General features: G+C 40.6%; 19 protein-coding genes. 3 read left to right on the top strand and 16 right to left on the bottom strand.

Annotation, left to right across the window (positions count from 1 at the left end):
- The 3 genes from AC2SLM_RS00825 to AC2SLM_RS00815 all read right to left on the bottom strand — a co-directional run.
- Positions 1–516: porin family protein (locus AC2SLM_RS00825; protein WP_486551400.1), on the bottom strand; the 516-nt coding region annotated here is incomplete at its 3' end.
- A 332-nt stretch (positions 517–848) separates the two neighbouring features.
- Positions 849–1,430, bottom strand: coding sequence for a porin family protein (locus AC2SLM_RS00820; protein WP_486551399.1), 582 nt, complete (start codon positions 1,428–1,430; stop codon positions 849–851).
- A gap of 618 nt (positions 1,431–2,048) precedes the next feature.
- A complete protein-coding gene (locus AC2SLM_RS00815) occupies positions 2,049–2,630 on the bottom strand; it encodes a porin family protein (protein WP_486551397.1) in 582 nt (193 codons plus the stop codon).
- A gap of 326 nt (positions 2,631–2,956) precedes the next feature.
- Between AC2SLM_RS00815 and AC2SLM_RS00810 the strand changes: the two genes are divergently transcribed.
- Positions 2,957–4,180: an 8-amino-7-oxononanoate synthase gene (locus AC2SLM_RS00810; RefSeq protein WP_486551396.1), complete on the top strand. Its 1,224-nt coding sequence runs from the start codon at positions 2,957–2,959 to the stop codon at positions 4,178–4,180.
- A gap of 163 nt (positions 4,181–4,343) precedes the next feature.
- Here AC2SLM_RS00810 and dnaK read toward each other — a convergent pair whose 3' ends face one another.
- Both dnaK and grpE read right to left on the bottom strand, forming a co-directional pair.
- Entirely contained in the window at positions 4,344–6,275 is a 1,932-nt protein-coding gene (dnaK, locus tag AC2SLM_RS00805) for a molecular chaperone DnaK (protein ID WP_486551394.1), read from the bottom strand.
- 257 nt (positions 6,276–6,532) lie between these two features.
- A complete protein-coding gene (gene grpE, locus AC2SLM_RS00800; RefSeq protein ID WP_486551393.1) occupies positions 6,533–7,165 on the bottom strand; it encodes a nucleotide exchange factor GrpE in 633 nt (210 codons plus the stop codon).
- Positions 7,166–7,817: 652 nt separating this feature from the next.
- On the opposite strand from grpE, the gene AC2SLM_RS00795 reads away from it, so the two are divergent.
- Both AC2SLM_RS00795 and AC2SLM_RS00790 read left to right on the top strand, forming a co-directional pair.
- Positions 7,818–9,080: an efflux RND transporter periplasmic adaptor subunit gene (locus AC2SLM_RS00795; RefSeq protein ID WP_486551392.1), complete on the top strand. Its 1,263-nt coding sequence runs from the start codon at positions 7,818–7,820 to the stop codon at positions 9,078–9,080.
- A 33-nt stretch (positions 9,081–9,113) separates the two neighbouring features.
- A complete protein-coding gene (locus tag AC2SLM_RS00790; RefSeq protein WP_486551391.1) occupies positions 9,114–9,572 on the top strand; it encodes a hypothetical protein in 459 nt (152 codons plus the stop codon).
- A gap of 104 nt (positions 9,573–9,676) precedes the next feature.
- Here AC2SLM_RS00790 and AC2SLM_RS00785 read toward each other — a convergent pair whose 3' ends face one another.
- The 11 genes from AC2SLM_RS00785 to AC2SLM_RS00735 form a co-directional block, all read right to left on the bottom strand.
- Positions 9,677–10,594: an NAD-dependent epimerase/dehydratase family protein gene (locus AC2SLM_RS00785; RefSeq protein ID WP_486551389.1), complete on the bottom strand. Its 918-nt coding sequence runs from the start codon at positions 10,592–10,594 to the stop codon at positions 9,677–9,679.
- 14 nt (positions 10,595–10,608) lie between these two features.
- The gene (locus AC2SLM_RS00780) at positions 10,609–11,079 is read right to left on the bottom strand and encodes a DUF2269 family protein (protein ID WP_486551388.1); all 471 of its coding nucleotides are present in this window, start codon (positions 11,077–11,079) and stop codon (positions 10,609–10,611) included.
- A 121-nt stretch (positions 11,080–11,200) separates the two neighbouring features.
- Positions 11,201–11,599, bottom strand: a complete 399-nt coding sequence (locus AC2SLM_RS00775; protein ID WP_486551386.1) for a DoxX-like family protein — start codon at positions 11,597–11,599, stop codon at positions 11,201–11,203.
- Between the two features lie 167 nt (positions 11,600–11,766).
- On the bottom strand, positions 11,767–12,819 hold the full coding sequence (locus AC2SLM_RS00770; protein WP_486551384.1) for an epimerase: 1,053 nt from the start codon (positions 12,817–12,819) through the stop codon (positions 11,767–11,769).
- 80 nt (positions 12,820–12,899) lie between these two features.
- A complete protein-coding gene (locus AC2SLM_RS00765) occupies positions 12,900–13,901 on the bottom strand; it encodes a fatty acid desaturase family protein (protein ID WP_486551383.1) in 1,002 nt (333 codons plus the stop codon).
- 176 nt (positions 13,902–14,077) lie between these two features.
- Positions 14,078–14,596, bottom strand: coding sequence for a GbsR/MarR family transcriptional regulator (locus AC2SLM_RS00760; RefSeq protein WP_486551381.1), 519 nt, complete (start codon positions 14,594–14,596; stop codon positions 14,078–14,080).
- Positions 14,597–14,780: 184 nt separating this feature from the next.
- The gene (locus AC2SLM_RS00755) at positions 14,781–15,464 is read right to left on the bottom strand and encodes an L-threonylcarbamoyladenylate synthase (protein WP_486551379.1); all 684 of its coding nucleotides are present in this window, start codon (positions 15,462–15,464) and stop codon (positions 14,781–14,783) included.
- A 165-nt stretch (positions 15,465–15,629) separates the two neighbouring features.
- Complete coding sequence (gene dprA / locus AC2SLM_RS00750) at positions 15,630–16,916, bottom strand: DNA-processing protein DprA (protein WP_486551378.1); 1,287 nt, start codon at positions 16,914–16,916, stop codon at positions 15,630–15,632.
- Positions 16,917–17,150: 234 nt separating this feature from the next.
- On the bottom strand, positions 17,151–18,566 hold the full coding sequence (thrC, locus tag AC2SLM_RS00745; RefSeq protein ID WP_486551376.1) for a threonine synthase: 1,416 nt from the start codon (positions 18,564–18,566) through the stop codon (positions 17,151–17,153).
- A 298-nt stretch (positions 18,567–18,864) separates the two neighbouring features.
- Complete coding sequence (locus tag AC2SLM_RS00740) at positions 18,865–19,620, bottom strand: abortive infection family protein (RefSeq protein ID WP_486551375.1); 756 nt, start codon at positions 19,618–19,620, stop codon at positions 18,865–18,867.
- A 263-nt stretch (positions 19,621–19,883) separates the two neighbouring features.
- A complete protein-coding gene (locus tag AC2SLM_RS00735; protein WP_486551373.1) occupies positions 19,884–20,321 on the bottom strand; it encodes a hypothetical protein in 438 nt (145 codons plus the stop codon).
- Positions 20,322–20,357 lie beyond the last annotated feature (36 nt).

Here is a 20,357-nt window from a genome sequence, read left to right as displayed (position 1 = left end):
ATCAACTTTTGGATACCAGTCGTATGCAAGCTCTACTGCTGCATTAGGCGCGATGTTGTAACCTAGGCCAACACCACCAGCTATACCAGTGTCTGATTCACTACCGTCATAACGGTTGTATGCCACAGTTTTAGAGTCTACGTCTACTTTGTTTTTCGCAACACCTAGACGACCTTTAGCATACATGTCTGAACCTGGGAAAGTATAGTCATAAGTTGCATATAGACCATAGACATCCGCTTTATATTCAGACTTACTTACACCGCCTTGGAAATCTTCATCACTAGTAGTTAGGTATTCAGCTTCGATACCCCAGTTAGGTGTGAATTTAGCACCACCGTAGATACCATATGATAATGCTTCGTCATCTGCTTTATCTAGGTCATACTGACCGATTTTGGCACCGATATATGGTTCAGCTGTCATACCATTACCATAAGTAATTGCAGCTTGTGCGCCAGCAGTCATTAATGAACCAGCAGCCAAAGCAAGAAGTGTTTTTTGTAATGTATTCATTGTCGTTCTCCTAGTAAATTATTTTCAATAGCAAAGTCATTGGTGTATTCAGTGAGTTGAGCATTAATAACCTTGCTTATTGTTGATGTATCCATAGTAACAAAATATTTCAAGGAGTCTGTCTACCTTTAATAGTACAACCGTTAACATTTGCAATTAACTCTTGAATTATAAGGGTTTTTGTTACGCAAATAGGCATTAGATAATGCAAAATCTACAAAGCCCAAAATAAAAAAAGCGACCATCGAAATGATCGCTTTTTGTTTTTAATAATTTATCAGAGTCATTTTTTTCTAATAAGAACTATCTTTTACATAGGATAGCATTAAATATTAGAATTTGAAGTTAGCACCTAAGGTTACACCACTTGCATCAAGGTCACCTTGGTCTGCAACATCATCAATTTTCGGATACCAGTCGTATGCAAGCTCTACTGCTGCATTCGGTGCGATGTTATAGCCTAAACCAACACCACCGGCAATACCAGTATCAGATTCGCTACCATCATAACGCTCATAAGCAGGTGATTTAGAATCAATATCTACTTTGTTTTTTGCAACGCCTAAGCGGCCTTTCGCATACATATCTGAACCTGGGAAAGTATAGTCATAAGTTCCGTATAGACCATAGACATCCGCTTTATATTCAGATTTATTAGCCCCACCTTGGAAGTCTTCATCATTGGTGGTTAGGTATTCAGCTTCTACACCCCAATTAGGTGTGAACTTCGCACCCCCATAGACACCGTATGATAATGCTTCATCATCAGCATCATCTAAGTCATATTGACCGATTTTTGCACCGATGTACGGCTGTGCTGTCATGCCATTACCGTAATTAACGGCGGCTTGCGCACCAGCAGTCATTAGTGGACCGGCAGCCAAGGCAATCAATGTTTTTTGTAATGTATTCATTATTATTCTCCTATTTCTACATACTTATCAGTTAAAAGTTACTCTAAAAAAGGGACTTTAAATAAGTAAGTATATTCAGTCTCAGTTCATGCAATGTCAGTTTATGCTTATCTTACATACTCTTAGAACTGTCTATATCGTTACACCAGTCATCAAAGAAAATTATATGAGTCGACCTGATTCACCGCTGCACCGATTTGATAAAACCCATACTAACAAGCCCTGCTATGAACTCTGTCTATGTTTAATAGGCTCGAAGTTAAGTTTTGCAATAAAAAGTATCTAATAAAACAATACGTTATTATTAATTACCACCTCTTTTATCTGCTTTGATAGCGACTTTGGCGGGAAATTGCCAAACATATCATTTTTTAAACTTAACAATTTAAGGTCAATCTTTAACTTAACTCTTTGACCAATCACTAAAGACTTAGGTATTCAAAGTAAGCTTCCTTTTTTCATAAAGGGTTTAACGAATCTAAGCCGATACCAAATCCCAGGCATAAAAAAACGACTGCCGGAGCAGTCGTTTTTGGGTAATGCTTGATAGTGAATAATTTAATAGAATCAGTTAGATTCTTATAAATCAGCTATGACTATCCTCATCTCGTTCAATGATTAGAACTTGAATTTAGCACCTAAAGTTACGCCACTTGCATCAAGATCACCTTGGTCTGCAACGTAATCAACTTTTGGATACCAGTCGTATGCAAGCTCTACTGCTGCATTAGGCGCGATGTTGTAACCTAGGCCAACACCACCAGCTATACCAGTGTCTGATTCACTACCGTCATAACGGTTGTATGCCACAGTTTTAGAGTCTACGTCTACTTTGTTTTTCGCAACACCTAGACGACCTTTAGCATACATGTCTGAACCTGGGAAAGTATAGTCATAAGTTGCATATAGACCATAGACATCCGCTTTATATTCAGACTTACTTACACCGCCTTGGAAATCTTCATCACTAGTAGTTAGGTATTCAGCTTCGATACCCCAGTTAGGTGTGAATTTAGCACCACCGTAGATACCATATGATAATGCTTCGTCATCTGCTTTATCTAGGTCATACTGACCGATTTTGGCACCGATATATGGTTCAGCTGTCATACCATTACCATAAGTAATTGCAGCTTGTGCGCCAGCAGTCATTAATGAACCAGCAGCCAAAGCAAGAAGTGTTTTTTGTAATGTATTCATTGTCGTTCTCCTAGTAAATTATTTTCAATAGCAAAGTCATTGGTGTATTCAGTGAGTTGAGCATTAATAACCTTGCTTATTGTTGATGTATCCATAGTAACAAAATATTTCAAGGAGTCTGTCGGTGTTTGATAGGTGAGAGGTTAACTTTTACCCCTTTTTTTTGTATGGGAGGTAACAAAGGGCGAGTTATGAAACTATTTGTTACACATAGCGATTTTTGCAATACTTTCTCAACATCTGATTGATATGAAGCTAGTTTATTGTCTATTATTTTCAGTTTTTATCCATTATTAAAGTTAAAAAACATCATTGAGGATACTTTTATGGCAGGTCCGTCGCTTTTAAGCACCATTGATAAGTTAGAAACTCTAAAATCACAACACCAATATCGCCATCTGCCTACTGTAAAACATCGTGATCGCTGGATTGAAATAAATGACAAGCCTCTATTAAATATTTCAAGTAATGATTATTTAGGATTGGGCAGTGATACGATATTGCAGTCGCAATTTTTAACCCAACTACAAGAGTTACCCATATCACAGCGTCCACAAATGGGCTCAACCTCTTCTCGTCTGCTGACGGGAAACCATGAACAGCTGCCCTTATTAGAACACGAGTTACTTGAGTGGTATAAGCTTGCCATACCGTATGAGCAACATGACACTTTATCCAAAGCTGTGTTAGTGATGAACAGTGGCTACCATGCCAATATTGGAATATTGCCTGCCTTGGCTAGATTACCGCTAAAGACACTTATTCTAACCGACAGTTTAGTTCATGCCAGTATCATTGATGGTGTCCGTTTAATTAGTAGTAAAGATAGAGAGCATTGTACCTATCAGCGTTATCGTCACAACGATATGGAACATTTATCTTCACTCCTTAAACAAGTTGATGCCTCAATTGAACGCATTATCATCGTCACAGAAAGTATCTTTAGTATGGATGGTGATCGCGCTGACCTGCCAGCGCTGGTAAAGCTAAAAGCAATGGACTCACGAATTGAGCTGTATGTTGACGAAGCGCATGCGGTTGGGGTACTTGGTCGTAATGGATTGGGACTCGCTGAGGAAACTCAAACATTGACTGATATTGACTATATTATCGGCACTTTCGGTAAAGCCTTTGCTTCTATGGGGGCGTATCTGATTTGTGAAGAGACTATTAAGCATTGGCTAATCAATCAAATGCGTTCTTTTATTTTTAGTACAGCTCTACCTCCTATTACCCATAGCTGGACACGATTTGTATTGGCTAAAATGCCTTCCTTTAGTCAGCTGCGAACCCACCTCGCCGAGATTTCGCTGCAAGTCTCGCAGGCCATAAATACTGAGACGGATATTCATTACCAGTCTCCGATTATTCCCTATATATTAGGGGATAACGCCAGCGCTGTTAATAAAGCTCAACAGCTACAACAGGCTGGGTTCTATGCGTTGCCTATTCGTCCGCCCACCGTCCCTATTAACACTGCACGCATCCGTTTGGTCATGAATGCGAAACTTACTACTCATGACTGTATCCGTCTTGTCGAACAGTTATAGTCCACTTAAAGCTTTTTACATAAATTCAAGTTATAAAAAAAGACCATACTCTAGGAGTATGGTCTTTTTCTTTGCAATTAGGCTTAACGCTGAAACGTTTCAATGAACCTAATATCAATCAAGCCTAATAGTTAGAAACCATTAGCTCAAATTTTATAGCTAATTACTTCTTGTCGTCCTCGTTCACTTCAGTGAACTCAGCGTCAACGACATCGTCGTCTGCAGCATTGTCAGCTGTTTCAGCACCCGCTTGAGTTGGGTCAACACCTTCTGCACCTTGACCAGCAGAGTAGATCTTCTGGCTAATTGGTAAGAAGGCATTATCTAATGCTTCAAGCTTCGCTTTGATGTCATCATGATCATCTTCTTTAGTCGCTGTCTCAAGCTCACTGATAGCAGTATTTACTGCAGATTTTTCATCGTCAGTAACTTTATCGCCCGCTTCAGTCATGGCTTTTTGAATCGCATGGATACGACCATCCGCTTCGTTACGTACTTGAGCTAGGGCTGCGAATTTCTCATCTTCAGCAGCATTTGCTTCTGCGTCACGTACCATTTGCTCGATTTCTTCATCCGATAAACCAGAGTCCGCTTTAATCTGGATGCTCTGCTCTTTACCAGTGCCTTTATCTTTCGCTGAGATGTTCATGATACCGTCAGCGTTGATATCGAAGGTGACTTCAATTTGTGGGATACCACGTGGTGCGGGTGGGATATCCGTTAGGTTGAAGTTACCAAGCAATTTGTTCTGTGAAGCCACTTTACGCTCACCTTGGTATACCTGAATGGTAACCGCAGGCTGATTGTCTTCAGCAGTTGAGAACACTTGTGATTTCTTAGTTGGGATCATCGTGTTTTTCTCGATGATAGGTGTCATTACACCGCCCATTGTTTCGATACCAAGTGTTAGAGGTGTTACGTCAAGTAATAGTACGTCAGTTTTGTCACCTGATAATACTGCACCTTGAATCGCTGCACCAACGGCTACTGCTTCATCAGGGTTCACGTCCTTACGTGGCTCTTGACCGAAGAACTCTTCTACGGTTTTTTGAACCAATGGCATACGAGTCTGACCACCGACTAAGATAACATCATCGATGTCGCTTGCTTTAAGGCCAGCATCTTCTAACGCTACTTTACAAGGATCGATTGTACGTTTTACTAACGCTTCTGTTAATGCTTCAAGCTTAGAGCGGCTGATAGTGACAACCAAATGCTTAGGACCAGTCGCATCAGCAGTGATGTAAGGTAGGTTTACTTCAGTGCTTTGAGCGCTTGATAATTCGATTTTTGCTTTTTCAGCAGCTTCTTTTAGACGCTGCATGGCTAGCGCATCACCTTTTAGGTTGAAGTCTTGTTCTTTTTTGAACTCATCCACTAAAAAGTCGATTAGTGCTAAATCAAAATCTTCACCACCTAAGAAAGTATCACCGTTGGTTGATAATACTTCGAACTGCTGCTCGCCATCAACGTCAGCGATTTCGATGATTGATACGTCAAATGTACCACCGCCTAAGTCATATACAGCGATCGTACGGTCGCCTTGCTTTTTATCCATACCATAAGCAAGTGCTGCTGCAGTTGGCTCGTTAATAATACGCTTAACGTTTAAGCCAGCGATTTTACCGGCATCTTTGGTAGCTTGACGCTGAGAGTCGTTGAAGTAAGCGGGTACAGTTACTACAGCATCTGTTACTTTCTCACCAAGATAATCTTCAGCTGTTTTCTTCATTTTTTGAAGGATTTCAGCAGATACTTGTGGTGGCGCCATTTTTTTACCATTTACTTCTACCCACGCATCACCATTGTCGGCTTTAACGATTTTGTAAGGTACCATACCGATGTCTTTTTGTACCACTTTGTCTTCAAAGCGGCGACCGATAAGGCGCTTAATAGCATATAAAGTATTGTTAGGGTTGGTTACTGCCTGACGTTTTGCAGACTGACCTACTAAGATTTCACCATCTTTATAAGCGATGATTGAGGGGGTTGTGCGTGTACCTTCAGCATTTTCGATGACTTTAACTTTGTCACCTTCCATTACTGCCACACAAGAGTTTGTTGTACCTAGGTCAATACCTATTGTTTTAGCCATAATATTAAAACTCCAAATAATTTATTGTTCGTGTTTATTTCAGGGTTAGCTTTCGGTTTACTGACCTCATCGAAATCTTGATTGAGCAGTAAGCCTCGCTTCTTGTCTGTTTATATCGGTTTGGCTCTTTAATTTTTCAAGTTAAAAATTCGCAAAATTCACAATTTTTTGTCTTTTTTTGTATGTCAGCCCCTATTTTTATCTAATAAGGGGCTACATTCAGCTTGTAGGTATTTTGCTTAAACGAGGTAATACGCTTACTGACCTACTTTGACCATAGCAGGGCGCAGTAGACGGCCATTTAAGGTATAGCCTTTTTGTAAGACTTCGCCTACTTGATCTGCTGCTGCTTCAGGGTCGATACCCACAGCTTCATGAAGCTCTGGATTAAAGCTTTCATTTTCAGGATTGACAACTTCAACCCCTTGTTTTTCAAGCGCTGTCATAAATGACTTGTGGGTGAGCTTCACCCCTTCTAAGATTGCATCATCCGCATCATTATCCGCTTGGACACTCACAATAGCGCGTTCTAAATTGTCCACAACATCCAATAGCTCTTTAATAAACTTCTGTAGCGCAAATTTACGGCTTTTCTCTGTTTCTTGCTCCATGCGTTTTTGTGCATTATACGCATCGGCATTGGCACGGGCTTGACCTTCTTTAGCGGCTTTTACCTCGCCTTCTAGCTGAGCAATACGCTCTTCATAAGCTTTCACATCGATTTCGCTATGAATCACACCGTTCTCGCCGCCGTTGACTTCTGGGTTGAACTCTTTCAAGGTTTCTTCTAATACAGTCCCTGATTTCTCAACGTTAGACTGTGCTGCGGTTGGGTTTTGGGTATCATGGTCTAGATTTTCTGCGTTATTGTTCTCTTGATTGTTACTCATGGTATCTCCTTAACAGCCGAATTATTTTGGCTTTATTTATGACATAAAGGTTAATTATGAAATATCTGCCGTTGTTGGCATTGATTAACGTAAACTAATAATAAACATTAGTATGAATGCGTTCTATGAGATTATTCTTAGATTTTATTTCACTTATTTTAATTCTGCAGACGGCGACTTTAATCGTTGCAATCACTGATATCTACAGTCTATTCTTACTGCTTGATAAAGGTCATTGGGTAAAATTTCAAGGTCTAAGCACAAACTTAACACAATCCACTAACAAGAATGTGGAAATTACTCTTTAAACTATTGGCTGAAATCAAATCATAGCCTAGTGTTAACCCTCTTTTTGAGAGCGGTTAAATTTATTTCAAGGTTATGAGGTGTTATATGTGCTATATCTATTTATGGTGGCTAATATGCACTATAAATAGGACACCTTTGTATACTCTAGATTATTATTTATCCATATTGGTTCAGAGAGTCGCCTATTCAAATAGTCACTCTCAATACTTTAACCTAAACAATAGCCGCTTTATCGCCCCAACATTATAAATAAACAGGATATATTGTTCTTATGTCATCGCCTTTGTTAACCTCTCATTCCACCCTATCTCGCCTGTCACAATTGAGAGGTACTAGATTTATTATGGCGACTATATTGGGGACGAGTTTATTATTAGCAGGCTGTGACAAGCCGGCCAACAATACAGCCGATAAGCCAAAGGTTGAAATCTTGGCCGATAAAGTCATTGTAGATAACTCGCTTATTCAAACCAGTAACCCAGAGCGCTACCAGCCAAGCTATAACCTAGAAGGCGCGCTAATACCTGTAGATATTGTAGACATCAAAACACCTTACCGTGCGGATAAATTGTCCATTGCTGTTAAAGAGGGCGATTGGGTGAAAAAAGGACAGGTGATAGCCACTCTGCAAACCCGTATTGATGCTAATACCGCACGTTATACGCATTTCGACTCGATTGATGCGCTGATTGAGGGTAATGATCAGCCGTTAGCACAGCAATATGCTGTGCAAGACAAACCAAGTGAGACCACAGCATCGAATAATAAAGAAGCGCCTTCGAAATCGTTGCCAAAACTAGATTTGAATGCAAGCGATAAGAGGGCAGTTCAACCTAAGGCTAATAAAGCGTCGAATAATACGGACTCTGCTAATACCGCCAAAAACGATACCTCTGCAAATCCAGACTCAGACAATAAAAAGTCCGAGGACTTGATAGAGGTGACCTTAGTGTTTAGAGCGCCCATCGATGGCGAGGTTACTCAGATTAATAAAGAGATTAAACAAGCATTGATGGCTCAGGGGGAATTAAATGTTGAGGACGTTATTAATTATGACGTGCCTGCTAAAACCTCTTTAATGACCATTGGTAATACTCAGCGTTTACAGCTTATCGGCAAGCTGCCATTGTCCACACAATCACAGCTGTCCGTAGGTCGATCAGTTAATTTCACTGTATTCGATGTAAACACAGAGTTTACTGGTCAGATTAGCCATATTACCCCAGATGTGGAGGCCGGCTACCTAATCGTTCGTGCACCGCTTATCTCAAGTGACGAGAACAAAGCGGCGCTAGAACCTGGGATGCGCGCGGCGATGAGTATTGATTACGGTCAAACAGAGCTTGGCGTGCGTTTACCTAAGCAGGCGATACACGAAGCGGATTTGGATGTGTTAAATGCCAAGCATAATCGGCCGACGAGCCCTATTAAAGGCTTCGTATGGATAATTGAGCAAGACCAACGCCTGTCTTATACGCCAGTAGAGGTGATTCAATATTTTGGTGATTCAGATAAATATCTGGTACACGGTATTAATAATGACAGCTTGGTTTGTCTGGCTGATTTACCCAAAGACTCTGCCGGTAAGCTTATCTCTGTCGATTAAAACAAGTCCTAGCATAAATGGTTAAGGAGCATTATGAACAATCATTGGATATTTTGGGGCTTTTGGGTGCTGTTTAATGCCCTATCCAGTTTTTTCTGGGGTAATATTGTTGTCAATTCAACGTTATGGGCCTTAATCGGTATGTTCGCCGGTATCGTAGTATTTATCGGTATTTATGGCGCAGTCGATGCCTACTTTATTAAGCGCGGTCAGACTAAGCTGCATGAGGCGTTAAAACGAAGTGTCTATATAAAAGCTGCTCTACAGCTGCTAAACCTGTTCTTATTCTTAGGTATGCCTCTATCACCAGAGCTTTGGGCTGGGATTATTTCGGTAGGTATTACCGATGACAGACTGGGCATTAATCAAATACAGCATCCGTTTATTTTCGCTTTTTCAAACACCCTTTTGACAGGCGCTTTGCTATCCGCCCTTGTAGCCGCACTAACTGCTCTGATTTATTTTATTCGGGATAAAAAAGGCACAGTATAAATAGCTAACGAAATAACTAATAATAATGTTTCACGTGAAACGTTATTATAGAGAAGATAACGAAATTTATCGTAATCATATGTTCCACATGAAACATCATTCACTTAATATTTAAACGCCTTATAACCAAGTGGCTTATATCCTATTAATTGCCTAAATTGCTGATTATCAGCAATTGACCCATCTGCCAGTAAATGTAGACTGTCTTTATTTAATATTCCATCTTTAATAACCAAACCGGCGATAGATACTGCCATATGGGCTAGCCAGTTCGGTATGCCAATGATAATCGGTGCGGGTAAGTTATGAATAGTATGGCGTAGCGTGATTAGATAATCTGCAAAACTGACCGCCTCCCCACCAGTGGCGCTGATAATATTTTGCTTATCTTTACTATCATGCTGACCGCATTTATTGTCCCAATCTATCCCAAGGTTCATTAAACCTTGAACCAGATCGTTAATATGCACCGGTTGAATTAGATAACGCCCCCTTTCTGGTAATATGAAAATAGGCAGCTTAGCCAAATTTACAAAGGCTTTGGTACTCATTCCACCTCTACCAAACACTAAAGACGGTCGTATAACGGATACTTTAAAATGTTCGTCGAGCAAAGCCAATAACTTAGCGTCACCTCGCCCTTTACTCGATAAAAAGGCGTCTGCATGCTGCTCGTTTGCACCCAGTGCAGATAGATTTACCCAATGTTTCACGTGAAACTGCTTAGCCACCTGTGCTATTTGAAGAGGAGTAAGATGGTGTACCTGCTCTAGCATCTGTGTATCTTGGCTCATGACTCCTACAAGATTTATAACCACCTCTACCCCGTCTAGTAGCACCGCTATTTGTTGCCAATCTGGATCCATAAAGTTAACTTGCTGACTGCTCGGAGTGCGAACCTCTATATCTAGTGGCTCTAACCTTTCAATTAAGCTCTTACCAATAAAGCCTGATGCACCCAATACTAGGATGGTCTTTATATGGGGTGCCGTATTATTAGCCTGTTTCTTCGATGATGTCATGGCCATTGCTTTCCCTACATTGGTTTCACAACCATTAAGAAAAATATAATCACCACAGCTGTAAATGCCGGATAGCCTGCCATCTCCCAGCGCCGTGCTAATTTCCAATACTTCGAGGGTAATTGACTGTCTCCTATTTGCTGAGAATACTGCGCCATGTCACGCATTTTCATTTGCCAAACTACCACTGGCAACCAACACACTCCTGCAAAGACAAACAGCACTAGAGATAGCCAAATCCATGTTGAGCCGAACGGCATACCCAGATAATGTGCCATCCAAAGTCCAGATAGCGGCTGGAATATAACTGCAGGGGTCGTAAACCACCAGTCGGCTTTACATACCCATTTACTAACTACCGCTTGGGCGGGTACATTGCCACTACGGTTAGTGACAAATAGATAAAAGGCGGTGCCAAGCCCCGTCCCCATTATCAAAGTAGCTGATAAGATATGCAGGGTTTTAATAAATAAATACAAAGTCATAGACTTTCTCCACCATAAGCTTACCACTATATTTCTTTTATTTCTGTCTAAACTGAAATAATCTAATAAAAAATGACCTAAGTTTGAACACTTAATGAATGTCGTACTAAGTAAGTAGCCACTAAGAGCGATGCTTTTGATATAGAAACAGCAATAACGCCATGATAGGTATGTTCTTAATTAATGGTGCAAAGGGATGTATCAAATTCTCTGGTAAACCTATGGTAACGATAATGCTATAGCCCATAACAATACAAAACTGAGCAAGCCATAACAGAGCCTGATAGCGATATCGAGTTAATATGAGTGCCCCAAACCCAATATCTAGTAAGGATGCAAAATAAAACACACTGCTCTGATATACCTCGCTAATACCAAGCTGCCCCAACATATTAAGTGACTCTTGCTCGGCAAAGATCATAGGGACAATACCGCTATATAACCACAGCACTGCCAAGCTAATATAAAGATAGAAAGGCGGCTTTTTAGGCTGCTCTGATATCATAAGGTTGGCTGTCATACTTACCTCCTAATAGCGCTTATCATACCTAGGTTGTTCATATCAAACAGACTTGTTTATTTCTTTTAATTCTGTTATAACTGAAATATGATAATGAATATTTGTAAGAGCCAACACCTAAGATGACCCATCTACTGGCTATTTAGGTGCTTGATATTGTATTAGTATCAGCTCAGATTAGTTATAGAGTGCTGCTCTACCAATGCCTGTTTGAGCGCGATATATTCAAACTTAAACCCAGCCTCTAGTAGCTTTTTTGGCAGTACTTTTTGGCCGTAGATAAGCAAGCTTGCCATGTCACCAAACATTAGTTTTAGCAACCAAGCGGGCAACGTCATAAAGGTAGGCCTGTGCAGCCAGTTACCGATAATTTGGGTAAAGACCGCATTTATTACCGGATCCGGTGCTGTGAGATTATAAACAACGGCGTATGCGCATCTACTTGATTGTTGGTTCTCCTCAACACTGACAGAGTCACTATAAGCTGTTTCTGGATTTAAGTGATGCTGAATAATATGCCATGCCGCACGCACCCAATCGGTCAGACTAATCCAGCTCATGACCTGATTGCCATCACCCAGTTGCCCGCCCATCCCCATTTTAAACGAGGGTAACAACTTGGCCAGCATACCGCCATCAGGATGAATCACGATACCGGTACGTAGGATAATAACCGGTACATCAAACGCCAATGCCTCTTTGGCTTTGGACTCCCATGCTGCACACAGTTGATGCGCAAAATCATCTGAACCCTGAACGTCAGAAGGACTGTTTTCATCAAGCGGTGTGTCACCTTGATTACCATACCAGCCGATAGCTGAGCCACTTAACATCAATTTCGGTTTATTCTCTATCCGTGCGATATAGTCTATTAACGCCACAGTGGGTTTAAGACGGCTGTGCATTAAAGTCTGTCGACGCGCATCGCTCCAACGTTTGTCGGCAATTCCGGCCCCTGCCAGATTTAAAATAACATCAAAGCTCTTATCTGTTGTTTGCAGCTGCTCATAGCTCATCATATCAATAAAATCAGGATGCGCTTGATTGACGTCTCGGGTAAGCCAAGTGATATGAACCTGATTATCACTCATACCATTTTGCGCGTTTTGAACATCAGAGTCTAACTCAACTTTTGACTGCGCTAGATTTATATGGTGCTGAACCCAATAGCTAAACGCCGTTCCTATAAATCCTGTACCACCGCTGATGAGTATATTCATGTCAATCTTCCTGATAGATAAGGTATATAAATGTCTATTAATAGTTAATAGTCAGTTTACCGCTTTAAACGCTAATCGTTTTATATGGCCCAGTGTCTACGCAGCGGACACTCGTCGTTACCTCCACTATACTTATTTCTGAAACGCTCAATTGTATTGATAATATAATTATTTAACTGACTGGCAGTGGGTACAACTCGGTTCTGGGTTAACTGCGGTAATGCCTTATCTAATCGGTGTGCCAGTTCGGGTAAATTATTGGTCGGCACTGCCGGAAATATATGGTGCTCAACGTGATATAACAGCCCAAAGGTCAACAGATTAACCAGTGTATTGCGCTCCGTACGCGCGATGGTATCCTCTGCATCATGGTGTACACCCCAAACAGCGATAATACCTACTAAAGCATTCGCCAAAAACATCACCGTCAAATGATAGGCAGCCACTTTCGCTACGATAGGCAAATAAATACTATTACCGCTTAATATACCTATATCCATGCTCGGCACCATAACCGGTATGAGGATATAGGTTGTGATAAGCACCAACGCTGTCATAATAACGCTGCTAATCAATACAAACTCAATGACTGACTTTATGCGATTACGCTTATTACTAAGACGCAAACCTTCACGATAAATAGCCAAACGATAACTTACACCGCCAATCAATGCTTGCCACCATGACAATTTTGCCAAGCTACCTTCAATGTCATCCTCACCAAGCGGATTACGATGATGCTGCATATGTGTGGCTTTAATCGCATGCAAACTGGTCAATAAAAACACACTCATCAACATCAGCATAAAAGTGGTAATCGACTTGCTCACACCCAAACTGTGGTGATACCCATCGTGTGCTTGTCGAAAGGCCGACGCAAAAAACAAATAAGTAAATAGGCATGCAAAAACAAACATCGATTGACTGGCAAACCACCAAGACAATATCAAAGAGGGGAAAGGTAAAATCAGGTTATAAGCCACTTGCAAACCACTTAACCGACGCAAGTCCTTCCATTCAACACTGGCAATGGCTTGCTTACTAATCTGTTTTTTATACTGAACCCGCTGCTTTGTGTTCATTCTCCATGTCCTTATAGTAACGTCTTTATATGAAGTGATTATGTCGATAGCTTTAATAAAAATAATTCTTTTATTTTAGTATTTTCTGTTAAAACAGAAATAAAATCTTAAATTTTTAGGATATGTTCTAATATCCTACTCTTTTCCAACTAACCACAACCACTAAGATAATGATGCTAGCTTAATTTTTTGCGAATACGCGCGCCCAGTTTGAGTATTTTTTTTAAAGTGGTCGTTGGCAGTTTAAGCATTTCATTCGACCAACTAGTTAAGGTATCAACAAACTCTTGTGTCTCTTTAATACGGCTTTGCACCTCTTCGTTTTCCTGTCCAAACTCTGGACTATCTATCAATGATTGAAGAAAATCTACCGTAGGCGCCAGTTCTCGTTTTTGACGCTCTATGACAATAATACGTGCCAGCTCCCACACGTCTGTATGCGTACTAAAATGATCACGGCGATCGCCGAGTATGGAGACTTTCTGCACCAGTCCCCAGTTTTGTAGCTCTTTTAGACTGGTCGATACATTAGATCGAGCCACACCTAACGTTTCGGTAATCTCTTCTGCATTTAGAGGACGGCCGATAATATATAGTAGTGCATGAATCTGTGACATGGTGCGATTAACGCCCCACTGCGTGCCCATTTCACCCCAGTGTAGTACAAATCTTTCGGTCGCTGGATTTAGTTTCATAAATAACGTCTTATTCTAATTTAATAATAAAAGTAGAACCGTTTATCCGGTTAATGGCATTAGCATGAACCATTCTTTTATTTCTGTCAATACTGAAATTAACGTATCAACGTACTCGCTACATTCGTTATACAATTGCTACTAGCCTATCTTTTAGATATGAATAATAAATCTAACAACGGCTTTAGCGGATAATCTGCCCTGTTAGCCCGTCTCTGATTTGACTAGGCAGAGTATAGTTTAAGGTATTGCCATTAAGATACTTAATGTTGGAACCAAAATAGTCATATGCGGCTTGTAAGGTGGTTGCCGGTGCTTCTCCTGACGGATTACAACTGGTAGAAACTACCAAACCATAAGGGTTATGGCGACTCACCATACTGGCGCATAGCTCAGCAATCAGCGGATGATTAATTACCCGCACTGCGATAGACTGATATTTACCAGTAATCCATGTTGGGAATGACTGCTCTGTATGATTAGACAACATATCTTTAGACACAGGAAGCAACCAAGTATGCGCCTGCTTTTCTGTCGCTTGAGAGGCGTTAGCATCCGTCAGCCACCAACTGTCTATAACCTGCTGACGTCTTGCTTCTGGCAACAACATCAATAAGGGCTCTATACGCTCAATGCTGTCTGTAATGACAATCATCCCTTTATCACGCGGACGTTTCTTGATAGCCAAGATACGTCCGACCGCAGCTTTATTATAAGCATCACAGCCAATACCCCACACGCTCTCCGTCGGATAAGCTAACAATTCGCCGGCCTGCAACCAAGTGGCAGCCACCTTAGCTTGTTGAGTAATATTAACCATATTATTGAAGTTATTTGGCTTGGGTGTGAAAGTGTGTGAAGATGTCATAGAGGCTAGGCTTTGCATAAAGGTAAGGATTTATGAGCAATAAGGCTATAGTAGAGTCAAGTTAATGGACTATCGCTTATGCTCATTATAACGGACTCTGGTTTAAACGCTGATGGTTTCTGTGTTATTCACGCGTGCCTATATCATTCATTGGCACACTCGCTTTTATAAGCGCTGATACCGCCCACCTATTTGTGTAATAAGTCCCATCAACTCAAGCTCCATTAACTGGCTTAATAGGCTGGACGTATCAAGCTGTGTCTTTTGAATCAATCCGTCCAAATCTTGAGCGCTATAATCAATATGCACCCATAGCGATTGCAAATGATCCGGCACGACCACCGCTGTTAATGGCGTTTTAACCGGCTGCGAGCTTATCGTAGAGACCGCAGTTTGGCTAAGTTTAGTGGGTGACTTAGAGTCCGTCTTTGAGGTGTGTTCACCAGTTGCGACAAAAGTTGATTCGATAGCACCACTTGGATGATTGTTAGGATAACTTGACTGCGCTAAGGCTTGGCGCTGCATGGGTGATACCATCTGGCTCGATAAATCATTAATGACCTGTTCGGGATGATATATCAAAGTCGCGCCTTCCCGAATCAAGTGATGACAGCCTTCTGCATTGCTATTATCAATACGACTGGGCATAGCAAAGACTTGTTTGCCTTGCTCTGAGGTTAATCGCGCCGTAATCAGCGAGCCACTATTGATAGTAGCCTCAGTAACAATCGTACCCAAGCTTAAGCCTGCCACCAATCGATTACGTCTTGGAAAGGTATGTTTATTGGGCGGCGTACCCGGCAACAGCTCACTAACAATACAACCACCCTCGGCAATCATGCGATCAAACAACGGCTGGTGCTGCTTGGGATAGCAGACATCAATACCGGTGCCCATTACCCCAATACTGCGACCTGCACAGTCTGCCATTTGCGACAGCGCCCCTAAATGAGCTTGATTATCCACGCCTTGTGCCAGTCCACTGGTAATAATGTAACCGGCTTTGGCCAAATATTGCGCCATATCAAAGGTGAATTTCTGCGCACTGACAGTGGGCTTTCGGCTACCGACGATAGCAATTTGTGCTTGGTTTAAACGCTCGCTATTCCCGCGATAAAATAAAAGCGGCGGCGCATAAAACAAAACCAGTAGTTGCTGCGGATAATGGGATTGATTAGAAAACACTATCTGGAACTCATTATTAGCAATACGCTGAGCTAAGGAGGCTATATATGCTTGATCTGTCCCTTGCTCCGCCTCTCTATGGCGAATAACATGCTTTGCATGAATTTTTATTTCCGCCCATTCAGATGGCGTACGTAATAATGCCAATGCCGCAGATTTAAAGCGAGTGATTAAGGTATGAAAAGCAGAAAGCGAAGCATTTACTCTCTGCCATAACAAAAGAATGGAGGCCTGCTCTGCGTCCAATGCAGACTCAAGTACTGTCATAATAGTCGCCAAAGGCTGTGAATTTAGGTTCGTTTAAATAACCATTACGGATAACGGCGTGGTTAGTTTATAGGTTATCTACCCTTTGTGGGCGCTTTTATTAAGCCAATAAACTAAATAAGACACTGCCGATTTTAGACAGTGTCTTTTTCTATACGGATAAGACTTTATAACTGAGTACAATATAGCCCATACTTTATTCTATTGGCCAACTTATTCTACTGAACGAACTGCTTATTGAGCAGGAACCACTGCCTTAATCTCATTGGCTACTAGGCTTGCATCATTTTCTAATACCGTCACATGTTGCTCTAAACTTTCAATATCTTTGGTATGCTCAGGACGTTCAATGTCTATCTCTCCAACTGCTTCAAAAATAGTTTCTGAGAATTTAACCGGTAGCGCTGTCTCCGCACAGATGATGACCTCACCCTCTTTTTGTAGCTCTTGCGCCACTTTAATACCGTCGGCCGTGTGTGGATCGACCAAGTAGTTATAATTTTCGTACACCGCTTTAATGGTATTTAAACGGTCTTGATGCGTTGACTTACCAGCTGCAAAGCCATAACGCGTATTCACCGCCTCTAACACATCTGACAAGTCAAACCCTTTACCTGCCTTCACACCATCAAACAACTCATGCACACGTTTGCTGTCTTTTTCTAATAACAGATAAATAAAGCGCTCAAAGTTTGAGGCTTTGGAGATGTCCATAGACGGGCTAGATGTCACATAGGTTTTATCCGCAGGACGCGGTGTATAAGTGCCTTGATTAAAGAAGTCATTTAGTACGTCGTTCTCGTTTGTTGCGACAATCAAACGGTCAATTGGTAGACCCATTTCGCGGGCAATATGACCAGCACAGATATTACCAAAGTTACCTGACGGCACGCAGAAGCTGACTTTCTCATCGTTGTTTTTAGTCGCTGCAAAGTAGCCTTTAAAGTAATAAACGATTTGCGCTAAGATACGCCCCCAGTTAATAGAGTTAACCGTACCCAAGCTATATTTGGCCTTAAAATCAGCATCTTGCTGTAGCGCTTTTACGATATCTTGGCAATCATCAAACATGCCTTTAATGGCGATATTATGAATATTGGCATCCGTTAAACTATACATTTGCGCGCGCTGAAACTCGCTCATTTTGCCATGCGGCGACATCATAAACACTTCGATGTTATCTTTGCCTCGTAGGGCATATTCCGCCGCACTACCCGTATCGCCACTGGTCGCACCAATGATGGTCAGACGCTTACCTTTTTGCTTCAACACATATTCAAAAGCATTACCCAAAAACTGCATCGCCACGTCTTTAAATGCAAGCGTTGGACCATTTGATAGACCTAAAATATACAAGTCCTCTTTAAGCTTACGAACCGGCACGATGTCATCACTACCAAAGACTTCTGCCTTATATGTACGCTCGATAATGTCTTTTAAATCTGCATCATCAATATCCGTGGCATACAGACGCATAATTGCAAACGCAAGCTCAGGATAGTTAAGATGACGCCACTCGTCTAATGTTTTCGCATCAATTTGAGGGTAGCTGTCAGGCAACATTAAACCACCGTCTGGCGCAAGCCCCATCAACAACACATCACTAAAATCCATCGGCTCAGTTTGACCACGGGTACTGATATATTTCATGTTTTGTCCTATCTACGAGTCTTATAATATTGAAGTAGAAAAAGAGTAGCACATTTTGAGAGATAAGCCATATTAAATAGAGGTATGATTGGTTTTTGTAGCTAATCCAGCTTTCCACTACTATCTTGGTTAGCATAAGGGCGGGCGCTACAATCTGGGCTAAACCGCTCCTACGTTAGATACCTCAGTCTTCTAAAGGATGAGTTAAGAGTGGTTAAAGTACCGTAGTATGGGTGCAATGCATCCGAACCTAAAGGTGGCTTTAAAAAGAAAGTGGGTTAGCACCCATGCTACTACTTCAGCTTTTGTAGCTTTCATTATAGCTTGATAGTAGAAAATGTGACATTGAACCAGCAAGATTAACTGCTAATTCAGCGTGTCTTGGTTTAGGTTTAATATTAATAACTCCTTGTCCATGAGCATCGCCTACATTATTTCTTAATTGTCCTAAACCATTAACAATCCCTGAGCAACCTCCAAGAATTTGTTTAAAAATTAGGTTTTTCTCGTACTGGCTAGCTGACATTTTTAGTAATTCTGAAGTACGTTTATATAGTTCTGATAAATCTGTGTTTTTATCATAAGATATTCTTTCAAGGTCTAAAATGTGTTTACAGACAGATTCAATCAAACTTCTCGCTAAGGTAATAGCCCCTTCGGGGTCATTCTCCATACGATCTGTAGCTTTCTTCCACATAGCATCAATATGTCCTGAATTTATAACGGCAATAGATTTGTCAAAAGCAGGAGTGATACCTGATCTATCAAACTCTATAGCATTAAGCAAACTTTGAAATTCGCCATAAATAAAGGCTCTACGTTCAGCATAAGAATCATATTTGGTCTTAATAAATTGCCAAAATTGATTCAAATCTCTGTTATGTCTAACAAAGTCGGGCACTAAATTATTAAACTTCGATTCAAGAATTATTTTTCTTAATAGAATGTAGTCTTGATTTTTAGGATCTCCCCCAGTAGCACGAGAGATTAAAATACTTTGAAGACCATTCGCTTGGTCGTATAGTGTAGGTAACTCGACTAATATATTACTCATGAAAACCTCTATCTCAAATTACAATGTTGATAGTGTTCTTAATACTAATATATTAAGTATTTGACTAAAAACAAACTTTAATGTATCAAGTAAAGCATTCGAATACTACTTATCAGATGTCAGTCAAGACTATGCTGTTCAGAGAGGTATAAGCAAACATCTACTTTACGTGACCAATATTGATTTTGCTGATATCTATCTAATCACAGTGTTTGCCATCCGTCCTAAGAGAAACTGCACTACTTAAGCTGTAATTCAATGAACTAAATTTGAAATAATTTTCTTATGAATTTTTCTTCATCAAGATTTCCATTCTCATCAAAATAGTTTTTTTCAACAAAAATATAATTAGCCCAATTTGGGTCGAACGAAAGCTTGTTCATTTCTTTAACAATATCCAACTCACTTACTTTAGAGAAATCCTTTTTTATTAACATATTTGCAAGCTCGATAACTCTTTTATTCCTTTTATACTCATCCGTATTGTAATATGAGATGACTTTGTCAAAGAACTTTTCAAAGTTTAAAGACCCATCTTCATTGTTATAATCATTACTCCAAAAAATATAATCACTCCAATGTGGATCAGGTAATAGTTCTTGTAATTCTTCACAGATAGCTGCTTGATCAGCTTCCGATGAGTCTTCGTTTAAGAGTTCAGTTAATAATTCTATTGCTTTTGACTTCTGAGAATCATTCATAGGGTTAACCTAAAGTTAAATGAATTAAAATCATAC

Source organism: Psychrobacter sp. CX16, assembly GCF_057396245.1.
The sequence above is the reverse complement of the archived record's forward strand: the minus strand, read 5'-3'. Positions and strand labels throughout refer to the sequence as shown.